The organism is Methylobacterium sp. GXF4, from assembly GCF_000272495.1.
In the GTDB taxonomy this organism is placed as follows: Bacteria; Pseudomonadota; Alphaproteobacteria; order Rhizobiales; family Beijerinckiaceae; genus Methylobacterium; species Methylobacterium brachiatum.
Genome location: NZ_AKFK01000052.1, coordinates 68,147 through 91,636 on the forward strand (window position 1 = coordinate 68,147; position 23,490 = coordinate 91,636).

Annotated in this window: 26 protein-coding genes; 11 read left to right on the plus strand and 15 right to left on the minus strand. The window is 69.9% G+C overall.

The genetic code is table 11. The features are described from left to right. Positions 1 to 9: 9 nt before the first annotated feature. Together ilvC and WYO_RS10005 are read left to right on the plus strand one after the other, a co-directional pair. Positions 10 to 1,029, plus strand: coding sequence for a ketol-acid reductoisomerase (ilvC, locus tag WYO_RS10000; RefSeq protein ID WP_007561887.1), 1,020 nt, complete (start codon positions 10 to 12; stop codon positions 1,027 to 1,029). Positions 1,030 to 1,200: 171 nt separating this feature from the next. Then, positions 1,201 to 1,854 (plus strand): pyridoxamine 5'-phosphate oxidase family protein, encoded by a 654-nt coding sequence (locus tag WYO_RS10005; RefSeq protein ID WP_007561889.1) that lies wholly within the window; start codon positions 1,201 to 1,203, stop codon positions 1,852 to 1,854. Positions 1,855 to 2,025: 171 nt separating this feature from the next. On the opposite strand, the gene tam is transcribed toward WYO_RS10005, so the two are convergent. The 5 genes from tam to WYO_RS10030 form a co-directional block, all read right to left on the minus strand. Beyond that, the gene (gene tam, locus WYO_RS10010) at positions 2,026 to 2,808 is read right to left on the minus strand and encodes a trans-aconitate 2-methyltransferase (RefSeq protein ID WP_007561892.1); all 783 of its coding nucleotides are present in this window, start codon (positions 2,806 to 2,808) and stop codon (positions 2,026 to 2,028) included. Between the two features lie 23 nt (positions 2,809 to 2,831). Beyond that, positions 2,832 to 3,551: a haloacid dehalogenase type II gene (locus WYO_RS10015; protein ID WP_007561894.1), complete on the minus strand. Its 720-nt coding sequence runs from the start codon at positions 3,549 to 3,551 to the stop codon at positions 2,832 to 2,834. Next, the gene (trpS, locus tag WYO_RS10020; protein WP_007561896.1) at positions 3,548 to 4,612 is read right to left on the minus strand and encodes a tryptophan--tRNA ligase; all 1,065 of its coding nucleotides are present in this window, start codon (positions 4,610 to 4,612) and stop codon (positions 3,548 to 3,550) included. Before trpS ends, WYO_RS10015 begins: the two co-directional genes overlap by 4 nt. Before the next feature lie 93 nt (positions 4,613 to 4,705). Then, entirely contained in the window at positions 4,706 to 5,467 is a 762-nt protein-coding gene (locus tag WYO_RS10025; RefSeq protein WP_007561897.1) for a (Fe-S)-cluster assembly protein, read from the minus strand. Positions 5,468 to 5,779: 312 nt separating this feature from the next. Further along, a complete protein-coding gene (locus WYO_RS10030) occupies positions 5,780 to 6,523 on the minus strand; it encodes a GyrI-like domain-containing protein (RefSeq protein ID WP_007561898.1) in 744 nt (247 codons plus the stop codon). A gap of 198 nt (positions 6,524 to 6,721) precedes the next feature. Here WYO_RS10030 and dapF point away from each other — a divergent pair, with 198 nt between their 5' ends. Together dapF and mtaB are read left to right on the plus strand one after the other, a co-directional pair. After that, positions 6,722 to 7,609: a diaminopimelate epimerase gene (gene dapF / locus WYO_RS10035; RefSeq protein ID WP_007561899.1), complete on the plus strand. Its 888-nt coding sequence runs from the start codon at positions 6,722 to 6,724 to the stop codon at positions 7,607 to 7,609. Continuing rightward, positions 7,609 to 8,835: a tRNA (N(6)-L-threonylcarbamoyladenosine(37)-C(2))-methylthiotransferase MtaB gene (gene mtaB, locus WYO_RS10040; RefSeq protein WP_007561900.1), complete on the plus strand. Its 1,227-nt coding sequence runs from the start codon at positions 7,609 to 7,611 to the stop codon at positions 8,833 to 8,835. Before dapF ends, mtaB begins: the two co-directional genes overlap by 1 nt. 164 nt (positions 8,836 to 8,999) lie before the next feature. Here mtaB and WYO_RS10045 read toward each other — a convergent pair whose 3' ends face one another. After that, the gene (locus WYO_RS10045; protein ID WP_007561901.1) at positions 9,000 to 9,674 is read right to left on the minus strand and encodes an RluA family pseudouridine synthase; all 675 of its coding nucleotides are present in this window, start codon (positions 9,672 to 9,674) and stop codon (positions 9,000 to 9,002) included. A gap of 159 nt (positions 9,675 to 9,833) precedes the next feature. Here WYO_RS10045 and ftsY point away from each other — a divergent pair, with 159 nt between their 5' ends. After that, positions 9,834 to 11,189, plus strand: coding sequence for a signal recognition particle-docking protein FtsY (gene ftsY / locus WYO_RS10050; RefSeq protein WP_007561910.1), 1,356 nt, complete (start codon positions 9,834 to 9,836; stop codon positions 11,187 to 11,189). A 48-nt stretch (positions 11,190 to 11,237) separates the two neighbouring features. Here ftsY and WYO_RS10055 read toward each other — a convergent pair whose 3' ends face one another. Together WYO_RS10055 and WYO_RS10060 are read right to left on the minus strand one after the other, a co-directional pair. Beyond that, positions 11,238 to 11,627: a type II toxin-antitoxin system VapC family toxin gene (locus tag WYO_RS10055; protein WP_007561912.1), complete on the minus strand. Its 390-nt coding sequence runs from the start codon at positions 11,625 to 11,627 to the stop codon at positions 11,238 to 11,240. After that, the gene (locus tag WYO_RS10060) at positions 11,624 to 11,884 is read right to left on the minus strand and encodes a type II toxin-antitoxin system VapB family antitoxin (RefSeq protein WP_007561914.1); all 261 of its coding nucleotides are present in this window, start codon (positions 11,882 to 11,884) and stop codon (positions 11,624 to 11,626) included. The genes WYO_RS10055 and WYO_RS10060 overlap by 4 nt, the downstream gene beginning before the upstream one ends. A gap of 87 nt (positions 11,885 to 11,971) precedes the next feature. On the opposite strand from WYO_RS10060, the gene WYO_RS10065 reads away from it, so the two are divergent. Further along, positions 11,972 to 12,586 (plus strand): septation protein A, encoded by a 615-nt coding sequence (locus WYO_RS10065; RefSeq protein WP_007561915.1) that lies wholly within the window; start codon positions 11,972 to 11,974, stop codon positions 12,584 to 12,586. Positions 12,587 to 12,589: 3 nt separating this feature from the next. On the opposite strand, the gene WYO_RS10070 is transcribed toward WYO_RS10065, so the two are convergent. The 4 genes from WYO_RS10070 to WYO_RS10085 form a co-directional block, all read right to left on the minus strand. Next, entirely contained in the window at positions 12,590 to 13,198 is a 609-nt protein-coding gene (locus tag WYO_RS10070; RefSeq protein WP_007561916.1) for a DsbE family thiol:disulfide interchange protein, read from the minus strand. Then, positions 13,195 to 13,338 carry a heme exporter protein CcmD gene (ccmD, locus tag WYO_RS10075; protein ID WP_007561917.1) on the minus strand — a complete coding sequence of 48 codons (144 nt, stop codon included), beginning with the start codon at positions 13,336 to 13,338 and terminating at the stop codon, positions 13,195 to 13,197. The genes WYO_RS10070 and ccmD overlap by 4 nt, the downstream gene beginning before the upstream one ends. 10 nt (positions 13,339 to 13,348) lie before the next feature. After that, positions 13,349 to 14,146, minus strand: a complete 798-nt coding sequence (locus WYO_RS10080; protein ID WP_007561919.1) for a heme ABC transporter permease — start codon at positions 14,144 to 14,146, stop codon at positions 13,349 to 13,351. Positions 14,147 to 14,237: 91 nt separating this feature from the next. Further along, positions 14,238 to 15,167: an AraC family transcriptional regulator gene (locus WYO_RS10085; RefSeq protein ID WP_039902669.1), complete on the minus strand. Its 930-nt coding sequence runs from the start codon at positions 15,165 to 15,167 to the stop codon at positions 14,238 to 14,240. 117 nt (positions 15,168 to 15,284) lie between these two features. On the opposite strand from WYO_RS10085, the gene WYO_RS10090 reads away from it, so the two are divergent. From WYO_RS10090 to WYO_RS10105, 4 genes are all read left to right on the plus strand, one after another. Beyond that, on the plus strand, positions 15,285 to 16,277 hold the full coding sequence (locus WYO_RS10090; protein WP_007561923.1) for an SDR family NAD(P)-dependent oxidoreductase: 993 nt from the start codon (positions 15,285 to 15,287) through the stop codon (positions 16,275 to 16,277). Positions 16,278 to 16,597: 320 nt separating this feature from the next. Further along, positions 16,598 to 17,137 (plus strand): hypothetical protein, encoded by a 540-nt coding sequence (locus WYO_RS10095; protein ID WP_007561924.1) that lies wholly within the window; start codon positions 16,598 to 16,600, stop codon positions 17,135 to 17,137. 524 nt (positions 17,138 to 17,661) lie between these two features. Continuing rightward, positions 17,662 to 18,141 carry a hypothetical protein gene (locus WYO_RS10100; protein ID WP_007561926.1) on the plus strand — a complete coding sequence of 160 codons (480 nt, stop codon included), beginning with the start codon at positions 17,662 to 17,664 and terminating at the stop codon, positions 18,139 to 18,141. A gap of 534 nt (positions 18,142 to 18,675) precedes the next feature. After that, a complete protein-coding gene (locus WYO_RS10105) occupies positions 18,676 to 19,488 on the plus strand; it encodes an alpha/beta hydrolase (protein ID WP_007561927.1) in 813 nt (270 codons plus the stop codon). A 221-nt stretch (positions 19,489 to 19,709) separates the two neighbouring features. Here WYO_RS10105 and WYO_RS10110 read toward each other — a convergent pair whose 3' ends face one another. Beyond that, a complete protein-coding gene (locus tag WYO_RS10110; protein WP_007561929.1) occupies positions 19,710 to 20,441 on the minus strand; it encodes an SDR family oxidoreductase in 732 nt (243 codons plus the stop codon). Positions 20,442 to 20,523: 82 nt separating this feature from the next. On the opposite strand from WYO_RS10110, the gene WYO_RS10115 reads away from it, so the two are divergent. Further along, positions 20,524 to 20,916: a helix-turn-helix domain-containing protein gene (locus WYO_RS10115; protein ID WP_007561931.1), complete on the plus strand. Its 393-nt coding sequence runs from the start codon at positions 20,524 to 20,526 to the stop codon at positions 20,914 to 20,916. A 219-nt stretch (positions 20,917 to 21,135) separates the two neighbouring features. Here the strand turns inward: WYO_RS10115 and WYO_RS10120 are convergent, their stop codons facing one another. Then, on the minus strand, positions 21,136 to 21,741 hold the full coding sequence (locus WYO_RS10120) for a hypothetical protein (protein ID WP_039902654.1): 606 nt from the start codon (positions 21,739 to 21,741) through the stop codon (positions 21,136 to 21,138). Between the two features lie 71 nt (positions 21,742 to 21,812). After that, positions 21,813 to 22,985, minus strand: coding sequence for a zinc-dependent alcohol dehydrogenase (locus WYO_RS10125; protein WP_007561935.1), 1,173 nt, complete (start codon positions 22,983 to 22,985; stop codon positions 21,813 to 21,815). Positions 22,986 to 23,490: the final 505 nt, after the last annotated feature.

Sequence of the window (23,490 nt, forward strand, 5' to 3'; positions counted from 1 at the left end):
GAAACCGACATGCGGGTGTATTACGATCGCGACGCCGACCTGAACCTGATCAAGGGCAAGAAGGTCGCCATCGTCGGCTACGGCAGCCAGGGCCACGCCCACGCGCTCAACCTGCGCGATTCCGGTGTGAAGGACATCGTCATCGCCCTGCGCGAGGGCTCCGCCACCGCCAAGAAGGCGGAGCACGAGGGCTTCAAGGTCCTGTCGGTGGCCGAGGCCGCCAAGTGGGCCGACGTGGTGATGATGCTCACCCCGGACGAGCTGCAGGGCGACATCTACCGCGAGTCCCTCGAGAAGAACATGAAGGAGGGCGCCGCCCTCCTGTTCGCCCACGGCCTCAACGTCCACTTCAACCTGATCGAGCCGCGCAAGGACCTCGACGTCCTGATGGTCGCCCCGAAGGGCCCCGGCCACACCGTGCGCTCCGAGTACCTGCGCGGCGGCGGCGTGCCGACCCTGATCGCCATCGCCCAGGACGCCTCCGGCAACGCCCACGATCTCGGCCTGTCCTACGCCTCGGCCAATGGCGGCGGCCGCGCCGGCATCATCGAGACCACCTTCAAGGAAGAGTGCGAGACCGACCTGTTCGGTGAGCAGGCCGTGCTCTGCGGCGGCCTGGTCGAGCTGATCAAGGCCGGCTTCGAGACCCTGGTCGAGGCGGGCTACGCGCCCGAGATGGCCTATTTCGAGTGCCTGCACGAGGTGAAGCTGATCGTCGACCTCATCTACGAGGGCGGCATCGCCAACATGAACTACTCGATCTCCAACACGGCCGAGTACGGCGAGTACGTCACCGGCCCGCGCATCGTCACGCCCGAGACCAAGGCCGAGATGAAGCGCGTGCTCAACGACATCCAGTCGGGCACCTTCACCCGCAACTGGATGCTGGAGAACAAGGTCAACCAGACCTCGTTCAAGGCGACCCGCGCCAAGCTCGCCACCCACCCGATCGAGGAGGTCGGCACCAAGCTCCGCGCCATGATGCCGTGGATCTCCGAGAAGGCGCTGGTCGACAAGACCCGCAACTGATCGTTCGGATCGCGCGGCCGGGCTCTGCCTGGCCGCGCCTGCGCGGGCCGGTCACGCGAAAGCGAGGCCGGCCTTTTCTATTGCCGGTTGCCGAGCGCGGCCATTCCCGGCGATAAACGCCCCAGCGGTCCCGCCTGCATGAGGACCGGAGAGGGTTGGAGAGGACACGCCATGGCATCGCTCTATTCGGACGTCCACCGGGCGCTGCAGACCGAGTTCGGCACCACCAAGCTCGCCGTGCGCCTGGACGAGGACTGGGTCCACGAGAGCATCCGGCCGGACGAGGGCGCCTTCATCGGCTCCCGGGACATGTTCTTCCTGTCCACCGTCGATCCCGACGGCATGCCGACCGTCTCGTACAAGGGCGGACCCCAGGGCTTCGTGAAGGTGCTCGACGAGAACACCCTCGTGTTCCCGGGCTTCGACGGCAACGGCATGTTCTACTCGATGGGCAATATCGAGGGTCAGGCCAAGGTCGGCCTGCTGTTCATCGATTTCGAGACGCCGCACCGGATCCGCGTCCAGGGCCACGCGACGCTGCTGCGCGACGACGCCCTGATGGCCGAGTACACCGAGGCCAAGTACCTGGTGAAGGTCGCGGTGAAGAAGATCTGGGTCAATTGCCCGCGCTACATCCACAAGTACCAGAAGCTCGAGCAGAACAAGTACGTCCCGACCCCCGGGCGTGAGACCCCGCTCGCCTCCTGGAAGCGCCTCGACCTCGCCGGCGACGTGATCAGCGACGCGGACAAGGCCCGGGTCGCCCAGGAGGGCAAGCTCGAGGTGGCCGAGTACGAGGCGCTGGTCGCCCGCGGCGAGGCCTGAACGGACGCCCCGCGCACGCTCACCGACCGTGTGGGCGTGCGCCAAGCGGCCCTGGGAAGCGCGACCTCGGGACGGGCGTGTCCCCGGGTTGCCGCGCGATGCGCGAAGCGACGCTGCGGGGCGGTCCGACGAAGTGCGCGATGTCAGCCGGGCTCGCAGAAACCGGGGCCGCTACCCGCCCTTGCGGGCGACGATGAACACCCGCGGGAAGGCCAGCAGCCGCCGGCCGTCGCTGCGCGGCGGGTAGCCGGCGTCGATGGCGGTTTCGTAGGCGGCGAGGAACCCGGCCGTCTGGTCCGGGTCCAGCGGGTCGAGGAACGGGCGCAGCCCGGTGGCCCGGACCCAGGAGACGATGGCGGCGGCATCCGCCATCGGGTGATGATAGGCGGTGCGCCAGACATCCAGGTCGGCGGCGAGCGGCGCCAGCAGGTCGTAATAGCCGGCCGGATCCAGCATCCGCCCGACACGCCCGGCCACGGCCGGATCGCCGATCGCTTCAGCCCAGGGACCGGACGCGGCGGTCTCGCGCATCAGCCGGTGCGAGGGCTCAGCGAGATTGTCGGGCATCTGCACCGCCAGCACGCCGCCGGGCGCCAAAAGCCCGAACAATCGGGGCAGCAGCACCGGATGGTCGGGCAGCCATTGCAGCACGGCGTTGGCGTAGATCAGGTCCGGCGCCCGCTCCGGTGTCCAGGTCGCGGCGTCGGCCAGCGCGAAGGCGAGGCCCGGCAACCGGGTCCGCGCGCTCTCGAGCATGGCGGGCGAGGTGTCGAGGCCGATCACCTCGGCCTCGGGGAAGCACGCCGTGATCAGGGCCGTCGAATTGCCGGGGCCGCAGCCGAGATCGTAGGCGAGGCGCGGGGCGTCGAGGGGCACCCGGGCCAGGAGCTCGGCCGCCGGGCGGGTGCGCTCGTCCTCGAAGCGGGTGTAGAGGGCGGGGTTCCAATCGGCCATCGTGCTCCCCCTTTCGTCTCTCGTCAGCAGCCGAGCTGGTCGGCCAGGTCCGCGAGGTCCCGGGCGGCGTAAGTCACCGGGACGCTGGGCGCGGTTTCGCCACCGCCGGGCCCGTGCTCGTGCGGCCGGGCGATGTGTGCGGTGGACAGGCCGTGGCTCGCCGCCGCCGCGAGGTCGTTCGAATGGGCGGCGACCATCAGGGTCTCCGCCGGCGCGAAGCCGAAGGCCGCCACCGCGTCGCGGTAGAGCGCGGGTTTGGGCTTGTAGTCGCGGGAATAGCCGGCGCCCAGGATCGCGTCGAAGACGAAGCCGTTGCGCCGGGCGAGGTCGGCCATCAGCCGGACATGGCCGTTGGAGTTCGGCGCCAGGAGGTGCCGCTCCCGCAGCCGGCGCATGGCGTCGGGCACCTCGGGCCAGGCGTCGAGCCGGTGCCAGGCCTGGACCAGCTCCCGCCGCACGTCCTCGGGCACGCCCGCGATGCCGAACTGTGCCAGCACGTCGGGCAGGGATTCCGCCTGCAGGGTATCGAGGTCGACGAAGGGCCGGGCGCCGGAGCGCACGGTCTCCATCGAGGGGTTGTAGCGGGCGCGCCAAGTATCGGCGAAAGAATCGGCATCCGCGAAGGCGCCGGCATCCAGGGCCGGCGCGTAGGGGGCGAGCAGGCGCGCGGCCTCGCGGGCCACCCCGGAGCGCCAGTCGACGAGCGTCCCGAAGACGTCGAAGACGAGCGCCCGGACCGTCACCGGACCGCCTGGAGGTTCGGGCTCCGGCGGACGAAGCCGACGATGTCCTTGACCGCGTCGAGGGTCTGGGCCGCGATCGTCTCGGCTCGCCCGGCGCCGTCGGCCAGCACGGCGTCGATATGACCGGGATCGGCGGTCAGCCGGCGCATCTCCCCGGCGATCGGCGCGAGGTTCGTCACCGCGAGGTCGGCCAAAGCCGGCTTGAAGGTCGAGAATTGCGCCCCGCCGAAATCGCGCAGCACCGCCTCGCGGGTGATGCCGGCGAGCGCGGCGTAGATCCCCACCAGGTTGTCGGCCTCTGGCCGCTCCTTGAGACCCGCGATCTCGGAGGGCAGGGGCTCCGAGTCGGTCTTCGCCCGCCGGATCTTCTGGGCGATGGTGTCGGCCTCGTCGGTGAGGTTGATGCGCGCGTTGTCGGACGGGTCCGACTTCGACATTTTTTTGGACCCGTCCCGCAACGACATGACCCGCGCCGCCGGCCCGCCGATCAGCGGCTCGGTGATCGGGAAGAAGGCCTCGCCGTGGCCGTGGGCCGCGATCGACTTCGCGAAGTCGGTGTTGAACTTCTGGGCGATGTCCCGGGTCAGCTCCAGATGCTGCTTCTGGTCCTCGCCCACGGGGACGTGGGTGGCCCGATAGGCCAGGATGTCGGCCGCCATCAGCACCGGGTAATCGTAGAGCCCGATCGACGCGTTCTCCCGGTCCTTGCCGGCCTTCTCCTTGAACTGGGTCATGCGGTTCAGCCAGCCCAGCCGCGCGACGCAGTTGAACACCCAGGCGAGCTCGGCGTGCTGGGGCACCTGGCTCTGGTTGAACACGATCGAGCGCTTCGGATCGATGCCGGCGGCCAGGAACGCGGCCGTGACCTCGCGGATCTGGCCGCGCAGGGCCTCCGGGTCCTGCCAGACGGTGATCGCGTGCAGGTCGACCACGCAGTACAGGCACTGCGCCTCGCGCCCCTGCATCTCCACGAAGCGCTTCACCGCCCCGAGGTAATTGCCCAGATGCAGGTTGCCGGTGGGCTGGACGCCCGAGAAGACCAATTCGGTGAACGCGGCCATCGGCGCCGATCCTGAAAACGAAGACGCCGGGGCTCCGCGCCTGCCGGGCGCGGGGTTACTCGCACCCGCGGCCCGGACCGGTCAAGGATGCCGTCACGGCTCCCGCGCGCCGAGGGCCGCGCTCGGGCAGAGATCGACCAGGACGCAGCGCCCGCAGGCGGGGCGGCGATGGTGGCAGACCTGCTGGCCGTGCAGCATCAGGATCTCGTGATTGTCGTAGAGCGCCTGCGCACTCCAGTCGGCCGGCAGCTGCGCCCGCAGGATCGCGTGCGAGGGCCCGACATCGACCCGCGGGCCGATCAGGCCGAGCCGCTGGGCGACCCGGTGGTGGTGGCTGTCCACCGGAAGGGCCGGCATCCGCAGGGTCGAGAACGACAGCACCGCCGCGCTGGTCTTGGGGCCGATCCCGGGGATCGCCTCCAGCCAGGCCCGGGCCGCCGCGACATCCATGTCGCCCAGGAAGGCGAGGTCGAGGCTGCCGCAGCGCTCGCGCACGGCGATGAGGACCTCGCGGATCCGCGGCGCCTTCAGCTCCGGCCAGGTCACCCCGGCGATGGCCGCCTGGATCTCCGGCACCTCCGCGTCGATCACCGACTCCCAATCCGGGAAGCGGGCGCGCAGGGCCTTGAAGGCCCGACCGGATTCCGCGTTGCGGGTGCGGTGCGAGAGCAGCGACGAGACCAGCTCGCTGACCGGATCGAGGCTGTGGAAATACGGGATCGGGCAGCCATAGACCGGGCAGAGCCGGGCGTGGATTGCGAGCGCCTTGTCGGCGACAGCCGGGTCGGCCGGCGACGGCGCGGCCCTACGGCGCGACGGCGGTGCGGAGGGGGTGGGGAACAGGGACGTCGGCATGCACGGGGAATCCGCAAGCCGCCGCCGCTGTTCCGGGGCGCCGAAACCAGCGGCGATCTGTCCATCGGCCAAGGCCACGCGACGTGCGCATGGGATTATTGGATCATCGCGCGAGGGAACGGCTGTTCGGCAGATCAAGGCGCTGCCGAATGTCGTTCTACGATCGGTGATGGACCGACTCCGGATGAGCCACACCGTCATTCCGGGCTCCGCCTCGCGGCCCCGGGATGACAGGGCGGACGATTAACCCCCGGGCGACCTTTCGTCTGCCGAAGAGAACAAGAATTCTTTCTGTGACCGTGTTTGAGCAGCCTACTTCACCAGTGCGAAGATATTCACGTCGAGGTTGTCGTCGGTACCGTCCTTGAGGTCGGTGGCGTATTCCTCGACGAAGCGGTCCTGGACCACGATGTCCTTGGCGTCGAGATAGGCCGTCAGCGTCTCGTAGGTGCCGTCGATCGACTCGTAGGAGCCCCGGTGCGGGAAGCGCAGGGCCTTGCCGGACGGGGTCGTGCCGAAGCGCATCCCGTCCGCCTCCGCGGGGGCCGGGTTCGGGGCGGCGGCCACCGGGATCATCGCCTCGAACTCGAAACCGTCATCGTCCGTGCGGGTGAACACCGCCAGCGGCCGGCCCGCCGGGGCGATGCCGAGCTTGGCGAGATCCGCCTCGATCCGCGTGAAGGCCTTGGTCAGGTTGACGATGGCCTCCTCCCACTTGGTCTTACCCGAGACGATCGCGGCGGGCTTGGCCGGCAGGGTGACTTCGTCGACGTCGCCGGGCTCGCCGGGTTTCTCGATCAGCGTCGGCCGCCCGGGTGTCCCCACGGCGGCCTGGCCGGCGGGGGGCGGGGCCACCGCCTGCTGCGGCGCCGGGGCGGCGCTCTTGGTCGGGTCGGCGACCGGGTTGGGTGCCGTGGTGGTCGGCAGCGGACTGGTCTGGGCGGGCGCCGGCGCCGTGGAGGGTGGCGGCGCGGGCTGCTGCTGCGCGGCCAGGGGACCGCCGGCTGCCAGCAGCAGGGCGGTCGAGAGAGCGACGAGAGAACGAAGGCGGATCACGGGTGGCGCTCCGGTCGGGTCCCGGCGGATCGTCGCGTGGGCTCCCGCCGGCTAACCTAGTGGCGATCCGGCCCGCCCGCGAGGGCGCGAGGCACGAGAGCGGCGGGTGCGGCGCATCTGCCACGCTGCCGGCCCCCCTCGCGTCGGGCGAGCGGGTTTGCCATATAGCCGCTCGATCCCCTCAAAGCTTCTGGCCGCATGAGCGCACTCGCCCATAGACGCTTCCTGAAGATGCACGGCGCCGGCAACGCGATCGTGGTGCTGGACCTGCGCGGCTCGACGGCCCAGGTCCGGCCCGAGGAGGCGCGGGCGATCGCGCAGGATCCCGGCTCGAGCTTCGACCAGCTCATGGTGCTGCACGATCCCGTGAGCCCCGGCACCGACGCGTTCATGCGGATCTACAACACCGACGGCTCGGAAGCCGGCGCCTGCGGCAACGGCACGCGCTGCGTCGCCTACGCGATGCTCGACGACCCGGCCATGGCCCGCCCCGCCGAGGGCGGCAGGCTGGTCCTGGAGACGGCGGCCGGGCGGGTCGGCGTGCGCCGGATATCGGAGCGCGCCTTCACGGTGGATATGGGCCGTCCGAAGCTCGCCTGGGACGAGATCCCCCTGTCCGAGCCGTTCCCCGACACGCGGCGGATCGAATTGCAGATCGGCCCGATCGACGAGCCGATCCTGCACTCGCCGGCCGCCGTGAATATGGGCAACCCGCACGCGGTGTTCTTCGTGGACCGGGATCCCGCCTCCTACGATCTCGCCCGGATCGGGCCGATGCTGGAGAACCACCCGCTCTTCCCGGAGCGCGCCAACATCTCGATCGCCCAGGTGACCGAGCGCGAGGCGATCACCCTGCGGGTCTGGGAGCGCGGCGCCGGGCTGACGCTCGCCTGCGGCACCGCCGCCTGCGCCACCGTGGTGGCGGCCTCGCGCCTGCGGATGATCGGCCGGCAGGCCCATGTCCGGCTCCCCGGGGGCGAATTGTTCGTCGAATGGCGCGCCGACGACCATGTCCTGATGACCGGTCCGGTCGCGCTCGTCGCCGAGGGCAATCTGGCGCCGGAGCTGTTTTCCGGCGCCGCCTGATGGGCGTCGAGACCCTGACCTTCGGGTGCCGGCTCAACACCGTGGAATCGGAGGCCCTGCGCGTCCATGCGGCCGCCGACGGGCGCGACCGGGTGGTGGTCAACACCTGCGCGGTGACCCAGGAGGCCGGCCGCCAGGCCCGCAAAGCGATCCGCCGGATCGCCCGGGAGCGGCCCGGCACCGAGATCGTGGTCACCGGCTGCGGCGCCGAGGTCGAGACCGAGGCCTACGCGGCCATGCCGGAAGTCGCGCGCCTCGTCGGCAATGCCGAGAAGCTGAGCCCCGCGGGCTGGTCGCCCGCCGCCACCGGCCCGGGCGCCGTGATGGCGGCCCGCACCGTGGCGCCGACCCGGATCGACGCGATCGCCGGCCATACGCGGGCCTTCGTGCCGGTGCAGAACGGCTGTGATCATCGCTGCACCTTCTGCATCATCCCGTTCGGCCGGGGCGCGTCGCGCTCGGTGCCGGTCGCCGACGTCGTCGCGCAGGTCGAGACCATCGTGGCCCATGGCGGCCGCGAGGTCGTGCTCACCGGCGTCGACCTCACTGCCTATGGCCGCGACCTGCCCGAACCGTCGCTCTCCCTCGGGGGCCTCGTGCGGGCGATCCTGCGGGCGGTGCCGGAGCTCGCGCGCCTGCGCATCTCCTCGATCGACTCGGTGGAAGTCGACGACGCGCTGCTCGCCGCGCTCGCCGAGGAGGACCGGCTGATGCCGCACCTGCACCTGTCCCTCCAGGCCGGCGACGACCTGATCCTCAAGCGCATGAAGCGCCGGCACGCGCGCGCCGACGCGATCCGCTTCTGCGCGACGGTCCGCGCCCTGCGCCCCGACGTGGTGTTCGGCGCCGACCTGATCGCGGGCTTCCCCACCGAGACCGAGGACCAGTTCGCCCGCTCCCTCGACCTCGTGGCCGAGTGCGGGCTGACGCATCTGCACGTCTTCCCCTATTCCCCCCGCCCCGGGACGCCGGCCGCCCGCATGCCCCCGGTGGCCGCCGACGCGATCCGCGACCGCGCCGCCCGCCTGCGCGCCGCCGGTGCCGCCGCCCTGCGCCGGCACCTCGACGGCCAGGTCGGGCGCACGCTGACGGTCCTGGCCGAGCGCGGCGGCACCGGTCGGAGCGCGGATTTCACGCCGGTGCGGCTGGCCGGAGAGGCGGAGGCGGGGACGTTCCACGCGGTCACGATCGCGGGGCATGACGGGGCGCGGCTGATCGCTGCGTGAAGCCCCTCAAACCGCAATATTCTTATCCGCACCGTCATTGCGAGCGCAGCGAAGCAACCCAGTGCACCGCACGGTTTCCGGACGAGGCGTATCCCTAGCTTGCCTCGCTACGCTCGCCATGACGGCTGGCGCTGCGAAACCGTCACCAGAAACCGAATGGCGGTCTAGCCGCCCATTCGCGCTACGGCGTCCGCGATATGCAGCGGCGGGGGCGCCGTGACGGTGATCGCCTCCCGCTTCGGGTAGAGCGGGATGGTCAGCGTCCGCGCGTGCAGGTGCAGGCTGCCGCCCCGGGGGCCGCTGCCGTAGATCGAGTCTCCCAAAATCGGCCAGCCGGAGGCGGCGCAGTGGACCCGGAGCTGGTGCGTGCGGCCGGTGACCGGCTTCAGCTCCAGCCAGGTCCGGCCGCCGGCCCGGCCGAGGACGCGCCAATGGGTCAGGGCCGGGTCGCCCGCCGGGTCGGCCTTCATCCACCAGGAGCGCGGATCGTCGGAGCGGCGGGCCAGCGGCAGGTCGATCCGGCCGGTTTCCGCGTCGGGGCCGCCCTCGACCACGGCCCAGTAGGTCTTGTCCACGGCGCTGCCGGCAAACAGCTTGCCGAGCCGGGCCAGCGCCTTGGCGTGGCGGCCGAGCGCCAGGCAGCCGGAGGTGTCGCGGTCGAGCCGGTGCGCGGCCTCGGGGCGGCGCGGCAGGCCGAAGCGGAGGCCGTCGAGATGGTCGGTCAGGGTCTCGCCGCCGCGCGGTCCCGGATGGACCGGCAGGCCCGGCGGCTTGTCGATGACGAGCAGCAGGGCATCGCGGTAGAGGAGGCGGGCACCTATGTCGAAGGTGAGGGACATCCGGTCGGGCCAGGGCGCGCGCCGCCAAAGCGGCGGCCGGTTCGGCGCAGGCGAGCGCGTCAAACCAAGGACTTGGAGCCGTTGCCGTTTGCAACGCGGTCGGCAACGGCTCTAGGGGTTCGGCATCGGGTCGGCAAGCTGGGGCGAGGACGAGGTTTCATGGCGAGCGAGGACAAGCCCGGCTGGTTCGGGCGCCTGTTCGGGCGCAAGGGCCAGAGCACGGGCGACGGCACGGACGCGCACAAGGCGGAGACGGAGCTGCCTGCGGATGCGCCGGCCTCGCCCTCCGAGGGCCAGCCCGACTACGCCACTGGGGCCGAGGACGTCGCCCATATCCCGCTGCCGCCCGAGGAGACGGAGGCCCCCGTCGCCGACGTGGTCGAGGGGGCGGACCTGCTGCCGATCGAAGGCGAGCTCGAGCGACCGCCCGCCGGCACGGCCGGGGACGATCCCGCGCACGGCGCCGACCCGGTCGATACCGGGGACGTGAACCGGGAGCCGGTGGTCGCGCCGATGCCCGACATCCAGCCGGTGGATTCCGCCGCCGCGCTCGCCCACGATGCCGGCGCCGGGCCGGACCGGGAGCCCGAGGCCAAGGGCTGGTGGACCCGGCTCACTTCCGGGATGAAGCGGACCTCGTCGGCCCTGACCGACCGGGTGACCGGCCTGTTCACCAAGCGCAAGCTCGACGCCAACACCCTGGAGGATCTGGAGGATGCCCTGATCCAGGCCGATTTCGGCCTCGAGACCGCGACGCGGATCTCCGACGCGGTCGGCAAGGGCCGCTACGAGAAGGGCATCTCGCCCGACGAGGTCCGGGCGATCCTGGCCACGGAGGTGGAGCGGGCGCTGGAGCCCGTGGCGGTGCCGCTCGTCATCGACAGCACGAAGAAGCCGTTCGTGATCCTGACCGTCGGCGTCAACGGCGCCGGCAAGACTACGACTCTGGGCAAGCTCGCCTCGAAGCTGCGCGCGGAGGGCCGGACCGTGATGCTCGCGGCCGGCGACACGTTCCGGGCGGCGGCGGTGGAGCAGCTCAAGGTCTGGGGCGCGCGCACCGGCACCCCGGTGGTCAGCGGCGGGGAGGGGGCCGACGCGGCCGGCCTCGCCTTCGACGCGCTGAAGCAGGCGGGGGCCGCCGGGACCGACGTGCTCCTGATCGACACCGCCGGACGGCTCCAGAACAAGGCCGGGCTGATGGCCGAGCTGGAGAAGATCGTCCGCGTGCTGCGCAAGCAGGACCCGGAGGCGCCGCACGCCACGATCCTCGTCCTCGACGCCACCGTCGGCCAGAACGCGATCTCGCAGGTGGAGCTGTTCTCCCAGGCGGCGCCGGTCTCGGGCCTGGTGATGACCAAGCTCGACGGCACGGCCCGCGGCGGCATCCTGGTGGCGCTGGCGGCCAAGTTCGGCCTGCCGGTGCACTTCATCGGCGTCGGGGAGGGCGTGGAGGATCTGGAGCCGTTCGCGGCCCGGGACTTCGCCCGGGCGATCGCCGGGCTGGAGAAGGATTAGCGCATCGTCCCGAAAGGTGGTTGCCGGCTTTCGGATCAAGACGATGCTTCAGGGTCCGACGCGCAGCACGTCGGTCCGGGCGAAGTCGTCGCTCTTGAACAGGAGCGGCGCGTTCAGCGACCGGGCCAGCGCGTAGGCGAAGCAATCGCCGAAGTTCAACCCGGCCGGGTGCCGGCCCTTGCCGTAGCGGGCGAAGGCGTCGGCGGCGACCTGGGCGAGGGCGTGGTCGACCGGGACGACGGCGATGCGGCGTGCCCGTATCCATTCGTCGAGCACCGCGCGCCCGTCGGCCGCGCGCGAGGCGACGATGGCGCATTCGAGATACGTTGCCGCGGCCATCGCGGGGCTTTCGGCCAGCGCCAGCACACGTGAAAAGGCTTCCGCCTCGGGCTCTCGACGCTGGATCGCGATGAAGGCTGACGAATCGACGACGATCACGCCGGAAGACCGCTCTCGTCGTAGGCGAGGATCTCCTCGATCGGACGTGGATCCACGATCCGGCTCGCTTCGAAGCGACGCTGCATCGTCTCATCGGCGGCCAAGCCCTCGGCGATGCGGCGCTCCCGATCCTCCGCCACCCGCGCCCGCTCCCGTCGGAGCAGCTCGAGCAACAGATCCGGCGCGGCGCGGTGGGTGGTGGCCGTGAGGTCGGCGAGGAGCGCCTCGACCTCGGCATTGTCGATCGTGATGGACATCGTGAGCCCCCCGTTCCACACAGCCCCGAAACCGCCAGCCCGGCCTCCAGCCTAACGCGAGGGCCGCATCCGAGCCAACTGACGCGCATGCAGATCGAATCCGTTCCCCCCCGCCGCCATCTGCCGCCGCTCGTGAAGCTGGCGCTGGAGCTCGGGCCCCTCGTCATCTTCTTCCTGGGCAACGCCTATTCGGAACGCCTCGGCGTCGCGTCCGACCAGAAGCTGTTCGTGGCCACCGGGGTGTTCATCGCGGCGACCGTGGTGGCGCTGGCGGTTCACTTCGTCCTGGTGCGGCGCCTGCCGATCATGCCGCTCGTCTCCGGCGTGGTCGTGGTGGTGTTCGGCGGCCTGACGCTGGCCTTGCAGGACAAGACCTTCATCATGGTCAAGCCGACCATCGTGAACGCTTTGTTCGGCACCGTGCTGCTCGGCGGGCTCGCCTTCGGGCGCTCGCTCCTGTCGGTGGTGCTCGATTCGATGTTCAGCCTCACCGAGGAGGGCTGGCGCAAGCTCACCTTCCGCTGGGGCCTGTTCTTCTTCGTCCTGGCGGCCCTGAACGAGATCGTGTGGCGGACCCAGACCGAGGATTTCTGGGTCAATTTCAAGGTGTTCGGCATCATGCCGATCACCGTGCTGTTCGCCCTGGCCCAGACGCCGCTGCTCAGCCGCTACGAGCGCAAGGAGCCGCAGCCGGGCGAGTGAGAGTCAGCGCGCCTGCGCGACCTTTCCGGCCGCCCGGATCCGCGTGAGCACGCTGGCGTAATTGTCCGGCGTGAGGATGCCGACGAGCTTGTCGCGGATCACCCCGTCCGGCCCGACCACGAAGGTCTCAGGGACCCCGTAGACGCCGAAATCGATCGCCGCGCGCCCGTCGGCATCGGCCCCGACGGCGCTGAACGGCACCCCGTGCCGGGCCAGGAAGCGCTGGCCGGCGGCCGGGTTCGGCTCCTTGTAATCGATGCCGACCAGCCGGATGCCGGGCTCCCGGGCGAGCCGCATCAGCATAGGGTGCTCGACCTGGCAGGGCGCGCACCACGAGGCGAACACGTTGATCACCGTGATCTGGCCCTTCAGGTCGGCGCTGGACAGGCCCGGCACCGGGGCGTCCCCGACCTTGAGCCCGGGCACTGCCGGCAGGCTGAAGCTCGGCACCGGCTTGCCGATCATCGCGGAGGGCAGGGCGGCCGGGTCGGCGCCCGAGCGCAGGCGCAGGAACAGCACCGCGGCCAGCGCGGCAAACGCCAGCACCGGCACGACCAGCAGCAGCGACCGTCGGACGGGGGGCGGCCGGTCGGTAAGGTCGTCGCCGGTCACCGCCGCTCCTCCCCGAAGCCCCTGAGGGCGCGCAGCTGCGCCCGCCGGTCGCGGATGGCGTTGCCGATCAGGCCGGCCATGACCAGGGCCGTGAACGCGTAGGCGGCGACGATGAAGCCGCCGTGGGAGCCGAGATCCATCGGGAATATCCTAGACCGGCTGCCCGACCGGCATCCCGGCGGGCTTCGGCGTGAGGCGCGGCTGCGTGCGGTCCAGGCGCTCGGCCTCGCGGATCGTCAGCGTCCGCACCCGGCGGCGCATGATCTCGGTGCGCATCGCGTAGAGGTGGAGCGTCGTACCGCCGAGCGTCGCGGCGCCGATCATGATCAGCAGCGGGTAGAGCATCGACGGGTCGATGGTCGAGCCGCCCATGCGCAGGATCGAGGCCGGCTGGTGCAGGGTCGACCACCAGTTCACCGAGAACTTGATGATCGGCAGGTTCACCGCGCCGACGAGGGTCAGGATCGCCACGGCGCGGGCCGCCCGGTTCGGCTCCTCCAGGGTGCGCCACAGGGCGATGATGCCGCAATAGATCAGCAGCAGGATCAGCATCGAGGTCAGGCGCGCGTCCCAGACCCAGTAGGTGCCCCACATCGGCTTGCCCCAGAGCGAGCCGGTGACCAGGCAGATCAGCGTGAAGGCCGCCCCGATCGGCGCAGCGGCGCGCTGGGCGACGTCGGCCAGGGGATGGCGCCAGACCAGGGTGCCGATCGCCGACAGGCTCATGGCGCCGTAGAAGAACACCCCGAGCCAGGCCGCCGGGACATGGATGTACATGATCCGCACGGTCTCGCCCTGCTGGTAGTCCGGCGGCACGACGAAGAAGGTCAGGTACAGCCCCAGGCCGACGAGGGCCGCCGACAGGGCGGCGAGCCACGGCACCAGGGCGCCGGACCAGCGCATGAAGTGGCTGGGGTTCGACAGGCGGGTCCAGAGGGAAGGCGTCATCGCGGCTCGGTCTCGGACAGCGTCCCGGCGGTCCGGTCTCGGTCGCGTCATCGCGCCCGAAAAGCCGGCCTCCACCTTTTCCGGACGAGCTTTAGCGCAGGGTGCGGTGCAGCAACAATGCGGCCATTCTCCGCCGATACTGCATCGGCGTGCACAGCATCTGCCGGCGAAAGGCGGTGCGGAACGCGGTCTCGGATTCGTAGCCGACGGCATACGCGATGGATGCGACGCGCGCATCCGAGCTGCGCAGCCGGTCGGCCGCGAGCTGCATCCGCCAGCCGGCGAGATAGGCCAGCGGCGGCTGCCCGACCACCGCCCTGAACCGTTCCGCGAACGTCGTGCGCGACATGCCGGCGCGCCCGGCCAATTCCGCGAGCGTCCAGCGCCGCGCCGGCTCGGCATGCAGGGCCGTGAGCGCCCGCGTCAGCCGTGGATCGGCGATCGCCCCGAGCCAGCCGGTCGGCCGCCCGGAGGCGAGCCAGAGCCGCAACACCTGGAGCAGCATAATCTGCGCGAGATGGTCGGCCATCAGGGTGCCGCCGGGCGCGCTCAGGCGCAGCTCGGCCGCCAGCTGCTCCAGAGCCCAGCGCAGGATCGCGGCCTGGTTGGTGGCGTCCCGGACATGGACGATGGCCGGCAGCGCGTCGAACAGAAGGCCGGCCGGAGCGCCCTCGAAGAAGAACCGCCCGCCGATCAGGAAGAAGGCGCCGCCGCCGTTGCAGGTCGCGATAGTGTCGGCCGCCCGGTCGTAGATCGTGGCCGCATCGATCGCCGGCAGTCCGGGATCGGTGGCGAGGCGGAACGGCCGCCCGCGGGTCAGCAGGAAACAGTCGCCGGCCGCGATCCGGACCGGCTCGGCCTCGCCCTCCACCGACACCCAGCAGGCGCCGCGCATCACCGTGTTGAACTTGATCCCGTCATGGGCGGGGAAGCGGATCGCCCAGGCGCCGCCGGCATCGAGCCCGGCGCTCAGCACGCTCCGGGGCTTGAGCAGGGACAGCACGTCGGAGAGCGGATCCATGGCGACGACCGGACGCCCGCGTCGGATTCGCGGACGGCGCAGCATGGAGCGTCCGGCACCGCGGGTCGATCATCCCGGGGATACGGCGGCATCGCTTCGCCGCCGCGGAGCAGGACCATGATCGATCACCAGAATCCCCTCGGATCGGGCTTCGGCCCCCGCAGCACCGCCGCCGACGTCCTGGCCGGACGCGACCTGACGGGGCGGCACGCCCTCGTCACCGGGGGCCATTCGGGCCTCGGTCTGGAGACCACCCGGGCGCTCGCGGAAGCGGGCGCGACGATCCTGGTCGGCGCCCGCGATCCGGACGCCGCCCGGATCGCGACCCAGGCGATCCCCGGGGTCACGGTCGGTGCCCTCGACCTGGCGGACCTCGCCAGCGTCCGGCGTTTCGCCGAGGGCGTCCTGGCCGCCGGCCGGCCGATCGACTGGCTGATCAACAATGCGGGCCTCATGGCCTGCGCGGAGATGCGGGTCGGGCCGGGCTGGGAGGCGCAATTCGCGACCAACCATCTCGGCCATTTCGCCCTGACCAACCGCCTCCTGCCGCTGCTCCGGCCGGGTGCCCGGGTGATCGCGGTCTCCTCGGCCGGGCACCACCTCTCGCCGATCCGCTGGGACGATCCCCACTTCGCGTCCGGCTACGACAAGTGGCGCGCCTACGGCCAGGCGAAGACCGCCAACGCCCTGTTCGCGGTCCATCTCGACCGGCTCGGCCGGGACCGGGGCATCCGCGCCTTCTCGCTGCATCCGGGGAAGATCCTGACGCCGCTCCAGCGCCACCTGACCCGGGCCGAGATGATCGCGGAGGGCTGGCTCGACGCGTCCGGCGCGCTGGCGGACCCGACCTTCAAGACCCCGGCTCAGGGCGCCGCCACCCAGGTCTGGGCCGCGACCGCGGCGTTGCTCGACGGGTTGGGCGGCCTCTATTGCGAGGATTGCGACGTGGCCGTGCAGGCGGAGGCGACCGATGAGCCGTTCGTGGGCGTCAAGGCCTATGCCGTGGATCCTGAAGAAGCTGAGCGGCTCTGGGCGCTGTCCGTTGAACTGACCGGAACCGGGGTTTTCGGGCTTTCCGGTTGTGCCGCTTCCGGATCGCGTGAGGCGTGACGCCGTCTGCGGGGGGATTTCTGTCTCCAGCGGGCAGCGCGTGGGCATAGCGAGGCGGGTATTCCGGTCCCTCGATGACCTGAGGGCGCCGGGCATGGTCAGCCGCCTGCCGGAGATCCGGCGTCGCGGGTGGCACCGGTTCGGGGAACCGCCTCCGCGCGCCTTGAGGCCCTGGCAAAACGCACGCGCGTCCGTCCATGGGGCGGCGATGAGCTAGTCCCCTGGACAGGGCCGGCCGGGCCGAGGATGGCGGTGCGCGTCTCGAGTCCCCTACGCCGTGTCCCGCTGGCCGCGGCGTGCCGGAAAGAAGGAACGCCGTCATGAGGCAACGCCGGCTCACGACCGCGCTGCTGGTCCTGCTCCTGCCGGGCGGCAAGCCGACCGCCGCAGCCACCGCACCGACCGCCATGGCGGCGACCGCCTTGGCAACTCCTGGCCTGGTGCGACCGGCCGCGACCCGCGCCGATTTGCCGTCGGGGGCCTGCGACAAGACGGAGGACGGATTCACCGCATTCCTGAACGCGATCGTGACCGATCCGGCTTTGCGTGCGGCCTACAGCGCTCCCCAGATCGCCGAGCGCGACCTGAACGACCCGGCCAAGCCGGTCGCGCGCCCCGTCGAGCCGTTCCGGCTGACCCTGATCGATTACATGTGGTCCTACGACGAGCCCGGCCGCGACCCAGGCAAGCTGGCGCGGGTCGAATTGAGCTTCACGCTCGACGGCAACCGGATGCGCCTGGGTCTCGTCAAGGCCAAGTTCTCCCCCGAAGGCAACCTCATCCGGACGTTCGGCGCGCCCGAGGCCTATGTCTTCGAGCACAGACAGGGCTGCTGGCGCCTGGTCGAGCATCTGCGATAGCCGGCGCGATCCCCGCCTTGCGCGAACCGCGGGGCGTCGTGAGGAGCGGCGATCGACGCCACGACCGGGCCCGGTTTCGAAAGACCAACTCGGACAACCCGAATCGACGGTTCCGCACCCTGCGCGGCCGCGCAAGCCGCCCGCGCGGGATCGCTGAAGCGGACCTCCGGATTCCGATCGCTACGCGGTGCAGGGTGACGAGCGCGACGCGGTCGGCTCGTGTAGCGCTTCATGACGGCTCGGCCATGCGCCACCGGGGCGGCTTCGCGGCTCCCTCGGCGCGGGTCGTGCGCGCCCCTGTTGCGCCGGGATGCTCGTCGGAACGCACGCGACCGAGCCGGGCACAGCCGCGATAGCCCGCGCGCGGATGCCGAATATTTCATCTGAAGCGCGGTTCCGCGAACTTGTCATGGCGATGCAATCCCGGCGGCGGCAAATCGACATGCCTCTTCGGCGTCAATCGGTGAAATAAAGTCCAGCGTCACGCACAATCGAAGTCGATACGGGATCACCCGGAGGCGGTGATGCGACGGGCTGGCTCTGAAATGGAATCGAATATGACTAAGTCCCGGTCCAAAATCGGCTATCGCGTCTGCCTGTCCTCGATTGCCGCGATCTGCGCGCCATTTTATCTGTCGGATACAGCGTCTGCCATGGACAGGCATATGAAATCGATGGAGGCCTATTCCATCGGTTTGGGCCTGACTCACGGCATCGCCTATTTCACGGATCAGAGAGACGGATTGCTGCTCGTCGTCACGACGGCCGCGGAGGGTGGATCGGCCACGCGATTTGAGACGCTTCTCGGAACGCCTGAACAATCCGTCACGCTCTCTGCGCCCCGCGCTGCTGGCCAACCGGCGATGCATGTGACGTTCACCCGGTCGGCTGACGGTCTTCGGGTCACCGATGACGCGCCGGACGTGGAGTCCGCCCTTTCGCTTTCCGAGCCGGAGGGGGCAGCGACACCTGGCAATTACGCTGCCGCGCACAGCAAACACTGAGTTCATGCGGACGTGGGCTGATCCGACATCGGCGTCTTCAGCCTTCGTGAGTGCGTTCGGCGCGTTCACGAACGGAGGGGGCCGGCTCATCGCAACCCCAGCGGCCAGCCTCCGTGGTTCCGCGCTGTCCCCTGCGATGCCCAGGTCCGGACATGCGGTCCCAGCGTTTGAACGAGCGCGGTCAGTGGATTTCCGCCGGTCCGCTTCTGAGCGCGAAACGTAGGACGCCGACGCCGCCGTCGCGCCCATCTGCGGTGATCTCGGGCCTTCGAACTGTCTGCGCGTCGGTGGTTCGGCGACCCGCTACGTCCTGCGGGCGATCGAGAGGGCGAAACCGGATGATGCGTGCGTCGGCCCGAGACCATTCGGCTCAACGCAACGCGGCTTGTTGCTCGAACACGGAGCGTTGCAGTCTGTATCGTGACTGGAATTTGATGTCCTCGGCCAAGCCGTTCAGCCAGCTTGCAGGAACGCGAGCGCAGTCTGCAGACATCGAACAGGTCGTTCCTCTCGGTCGGTTCAGGGAGAGCTGTGATGCCGGGTCAATTCGCCCTCTCGCTCGTCGCCCTCAGCCTGCTCGGCGCCCCGGCCATCGCTCAGACCGGATCGGTGAGGCAGGCCCTGGTTGCGGGAGAGCGGGTGGTGGATCTGCCGCTCGGCGCCGGTCTGGGCCAGCGCGTCCTCTACGACGCACCGCCTCACCCAAGGGCGACGCTGGTCATGCTGCCGGGCGGCTCCGGTGACATCGGCGTTCGGCGCGACGGTGACCTGCGCCACGCGGACAACTTCGTCGTCCGCACCCGGGCGGACTGGGTGGCAAGGGGCTACGCCGTGCTGATCCCCGACACCGTCGATCAGGCAAACCTGCGGGGCGTGCGAAGCTCCCCGGCCTACGGCCGGCTGGTGGACGGCCTGGCAGCCTACGCGCGGGATCAAGCCCCTGTGCCCGTCTTCCTGGTCGGCACCAGCCAGGGGACGATAGCGGCGATGAACGGGGCCTCCCACGCCCGGCCGGGCTTGATTGCGGGCCTGGTGTTGACCGAGTCCGTGTCCGTGCCCGGGCGACGGAGCACCGAGACGGTCTTCGACGCGGATCCGCAGGGCGTGCGCGTTCCGGTGCTGGTCGTGGCGAACCGCGACGACGCCTGCGACGTGGCTCCGCCCGAGATGGCCCCCCGCATCGCCGCAGCCCTGACGCACGCGCCAGACGTTCGCGTCCTCGCCGTCGCCGGCGGTCTGCAGCGGTCGGACAGGGCCTGCGGCTCGCTCTCGCCCCACGGTTACTACGGCCTTGAGCAGCAGGTGGTGGAGGGGATCGCCGGGTGGCTCCGAACGCACGGCGGCTGACCGCCGGCACATGTACGGGCCGCTGCCGCGTGGACCGGTCCCGCGCGTCGTGGACGAGACCACAACGCGCGGTCGAGCCGCGCAAGCTGAGGGCTGCGGGAACGTCGGGTTTCGACAGGACGCACCGACCAACCCGGGGTCTGGGTTGGGTGGGTTCGAGACGGTCCGCTTCGGGGATGCAAACCGGCCGAAGCGGACACGCGGAAACCGTGATCGAGACGCTAGACCTGTTGCATCCCGCCATCGACGCACAGTTCGGCTCCCGCGACGAAGCTCGCCTCGTCGCTCAGGAGGAACAGTGTGGCCGCAGCCACTTCCTCAGGACGCGCCATGCGGCCGAGCGGGATCGGTGAGATCAGCGCCGCCCGCCCCGCCTCCGGCACGCTCGCCATCATGGCGGTGTCGGTCGGGCCGGGGGCCACCACGTTCACGCGGATGCCCTGGGGGGCCAGTTCCGCGGTCCATGTGCGCGCGTAGGAACGCAGGGCCGCTTTCGTGGCGGCGTAAGTTCCGTAGGGCGTCACCCCCATGACGTCCGCGATGGAGCCCACCAATACGACCGCCCCGCCCCGACCCATCGCGCTCAGCGCCGCCTGCAACCCGAAGACGGCCCCACGGACGTTGACCGCGAAGTGCCGGTCGAAATGCTCGACCGTCCCGTCGCGCAGGGTCGCCGGTTCCGAGATGCCCGCGTTGAGCACCAGCGCGTCGATCCGGCCCTGCGTCTCCCGCACCGTCGCCACGACACGGTGCAGATCCGTCTGTGAGGCTGCGTCTGCGACGAGACCCCGCGCACCGCGCCCGATCCTCGCGGCAGCTGCCGCGACCTCGTCGGCACGCCGCCCGGTGAAGACGACCGACGCGCCCTCGATCGCCAGCCGCTCGGCGATCGCCAGGCCGATGCCCTTCGCGCCGCCAACCACGAGAGCAACCTTGTCCACCATACGCGCCATCGCGGCATCCCTTCATCTGCGACGACGCATGAGATACAGATCGTATATCTGCTATCAAGAACGCACTTAGGTTAGCCTAGATATGGCCGATGATACCGACCTGGATGCCCTGTCCGCGAGCGCGCTCGCCAACATGGCGCGGGTCCGCCCGGTGCTGGACAAGATCGCCGATAAGTGGACGATCCTGATCCTCACGGTGCTCTGCCCGCGGCCGGCACGGTTCAATGCGATCAAGCGGCGGCTCGATGGCATCACGCACAAGGCGCTGGCGGACGCGCTCAAGCGGCTGGAGCGCAACGGTCTGGTGACCCGGACCGTGCTGCCGACCGCACCCATCGGCGTCGAGTATGCGATCACCCCGCTGGGCCATTCGCTACGCCAGCCCTTCGAGGCGCTCTGCGCGTGGGCACTTGATCACGGCGCAGCGATTGAGGCGGCCAACCACGCGCATGACAGCATCAAAACGAAGCCGTGAAAGCGCGGCCGCTTACGCTTCGCCCGATCTTGCGCCGGTATGCCTTATCGCGGCCGTTTTCTCTCCGTCCGCCTATGACAGTGACTATCTAAATACGAACAGAGCCGCAGGGACTGCTCACGACCGAGGCCGTGTGAGATGGGCGGACCGGTCCGCAACAAGACCCGTCCCGCCGCCTCTTCGAGAACAGGCCGCAACCGGCCGGCCATCCTTCCAGCCTTAGACGTTGGTCAGCGTCCAAGGACGCATCGCCTCCGGGCCAATGATGTCGGGTGGCGGTTTGAAGGTGCGTGCCGCGCCCCGCATCGCCTCGGCACGGCGGCGGAAGCCGCTGCGGCGGCGGTAATCGCGTCGGACCGTCTCAGACGGGGCAAGGGGTGCCTCCGCGAGGTTCTGCGCACAGATCACGTCGACGGCGGTCACGCCAAGCAACGCCACGAGGGTGATCAGCACATTGTCCTTGCGCGGATTATCGCCCTCAAGCCCGGGCAGGACCGTAGCGATGTCGAGGGCGTCGCCCGCGACACGCGCTGAGACCCAGGGGGTCGGATCACGCGAGCCCAAGATCCCGACCCCCTGTAGGAGTTCCCGCACGCCATAGGCTCGGATGACAGGGGCTGCGCGCGGCATTCCAAGCCAGCGCGCGATGGCACCGCCACACGCCACCTCGGTCACCCCGAGGCCGATCGAGAACCAACCTAAGCCGTGAGCGAGCTCCCTGGTCGCGGGATCCGGTCTTCGGCGCGGGTCCGCAGTGAGATAGCTCGGCAGCGAAGAGCGCACAGGCGCACGCCTCGGATCGCGTTGAGATGTACCGTCGGACATGCTGACTTCCTCGCTGCCGCGATGGGGGCGAAGTGGCCAGCCCGCCGCAGCGCGACGGGCTGCGGAACCACTTAGGGTCTGAGCACGACCTTGATGCAGTTGTCCTTCTTGTCGCGGAAGGTCTTATACATCTCGGGCCCTTGATCGAGCTTGGCCCGATGGGTGATGACGAAGGACGGATCGATCTGCCCGTCGTCGATGCGCTTGACGAGGTCGTCCGTCCACCGGTTCACGTGGGTCTGACCCGTGCGGATGGTGAGACCCTTGTTCATCAGGGCTCCCATCGGCATCTTGTCGACAAGCCCACCATAAACGCCCGGGATCGAAAGGATGCCGGCGGGGCGGCAGACGTAAATCATCTCGCGCAGCACCGAGGCCCGGTCGCTCTCGAGCATCACAGATTGCTTCAGCCGGTCGTAAGCATGTTCGAGCGCGCGCGGCGAATGCGCCTCCATGCCGACGGCATCGATGCACTTCTCCGGGCCCTTGCCGTCCGTGAGGTCGTTCAAGCGCTCGACCGTGCTTTCCTGACTGTTGTCGATCGTCGTCGCACCGCCCGCGCGCGCCATTTCCAGGCGCTCGGGCACGCTGTCGATGCAGACCACCCGCTTGGCCCCGAGCAGGAGCGCGGAGCGTAGCGTCATCTGGCCGACGGGGCCGGCGCCCCAGATCGCGACCGTATCGGTCGGCTGGATGTCGGCCTGTACGGCCGCCTGCCAGCCGGTGGGGAAGATGTCACCGAGGAACAGGACCTGCTCGTCGCTCAGGTTTTCCGGCACCTTGATGTGCGTCTTGTCGGCAAACGGCACCCGGACGTACTCGGCTTGCCCGCCCTGATAACCGCCGGTGAGGTGTGTGTAGCCGAACAGGCCCGCTGTGGTGTGACCGAAGGCTTTGTCGGCGATATCCTTGTTGCGGTTCGAGCGTTCGCAGACGGAGAAATAGCCGCGTTTGCACTGATCGCACTCACCACAGATGATCGTGAACGGCACGACGATGCGCTCCCCTTTCTTGAGAGCGCCTTTGACGCCTTTGCCGGTCTCGACGACTTCGCCCATGAACTCGTGGCCCATGACGTCGCCCTTCTCCATGCCGGGCATGAAGTGGTCGTAGAGGTGCAGATCCGAGCCGCAGATCGCACAGGCGGTGACCCTGATGATTGCGTCGCGATCATCCTCGATCTTGGGGTCCGGAACCGTATCGCAGCGGATATCCTGAGTGCCGTGCCAAACCAGTGCTTTCATGGACCGTCTCCCCAATCAGGAGGAAGGATTCTCGACTCTGCTCAAGGGTGCTCCTGCATAGAATGTATTCGCGCCGGAATGTTTCCCGGGGCTGCACTATTAAAATCAATTGTAATAAAATGACACCCCGTTCTTACCTTGACCATTGCAGATATTGGCCGCGAAAGCTGGACGATAGGCGGTCATTGACGCGAAGACTTGGCGGCGCTCGGAAGAGGCGGCGTTCCACACCAGCTGCGCGGATCCGAGGCCGGGCATGGGGCCGGCCCTGGTGGAACGGCGCAGCGCTCAACGACGTCCGCGTCCTCGACGCCTGACATGCTGGGACGCCTCCGTGCACGCTATAGGACCGGGCGCCGGTTAGGACCGCCTCATGCGCGAAGCCCCAAGGGCTGTCCGCGCGGCCCATATCGGTCGAACGCAGCACCCCTCATGCGGACCCGTTTCGGTCCCCCGGATCCGTCCCTGCGCTGGCGATGAGGGTGGGGCAGCGGCGAACCTGCCG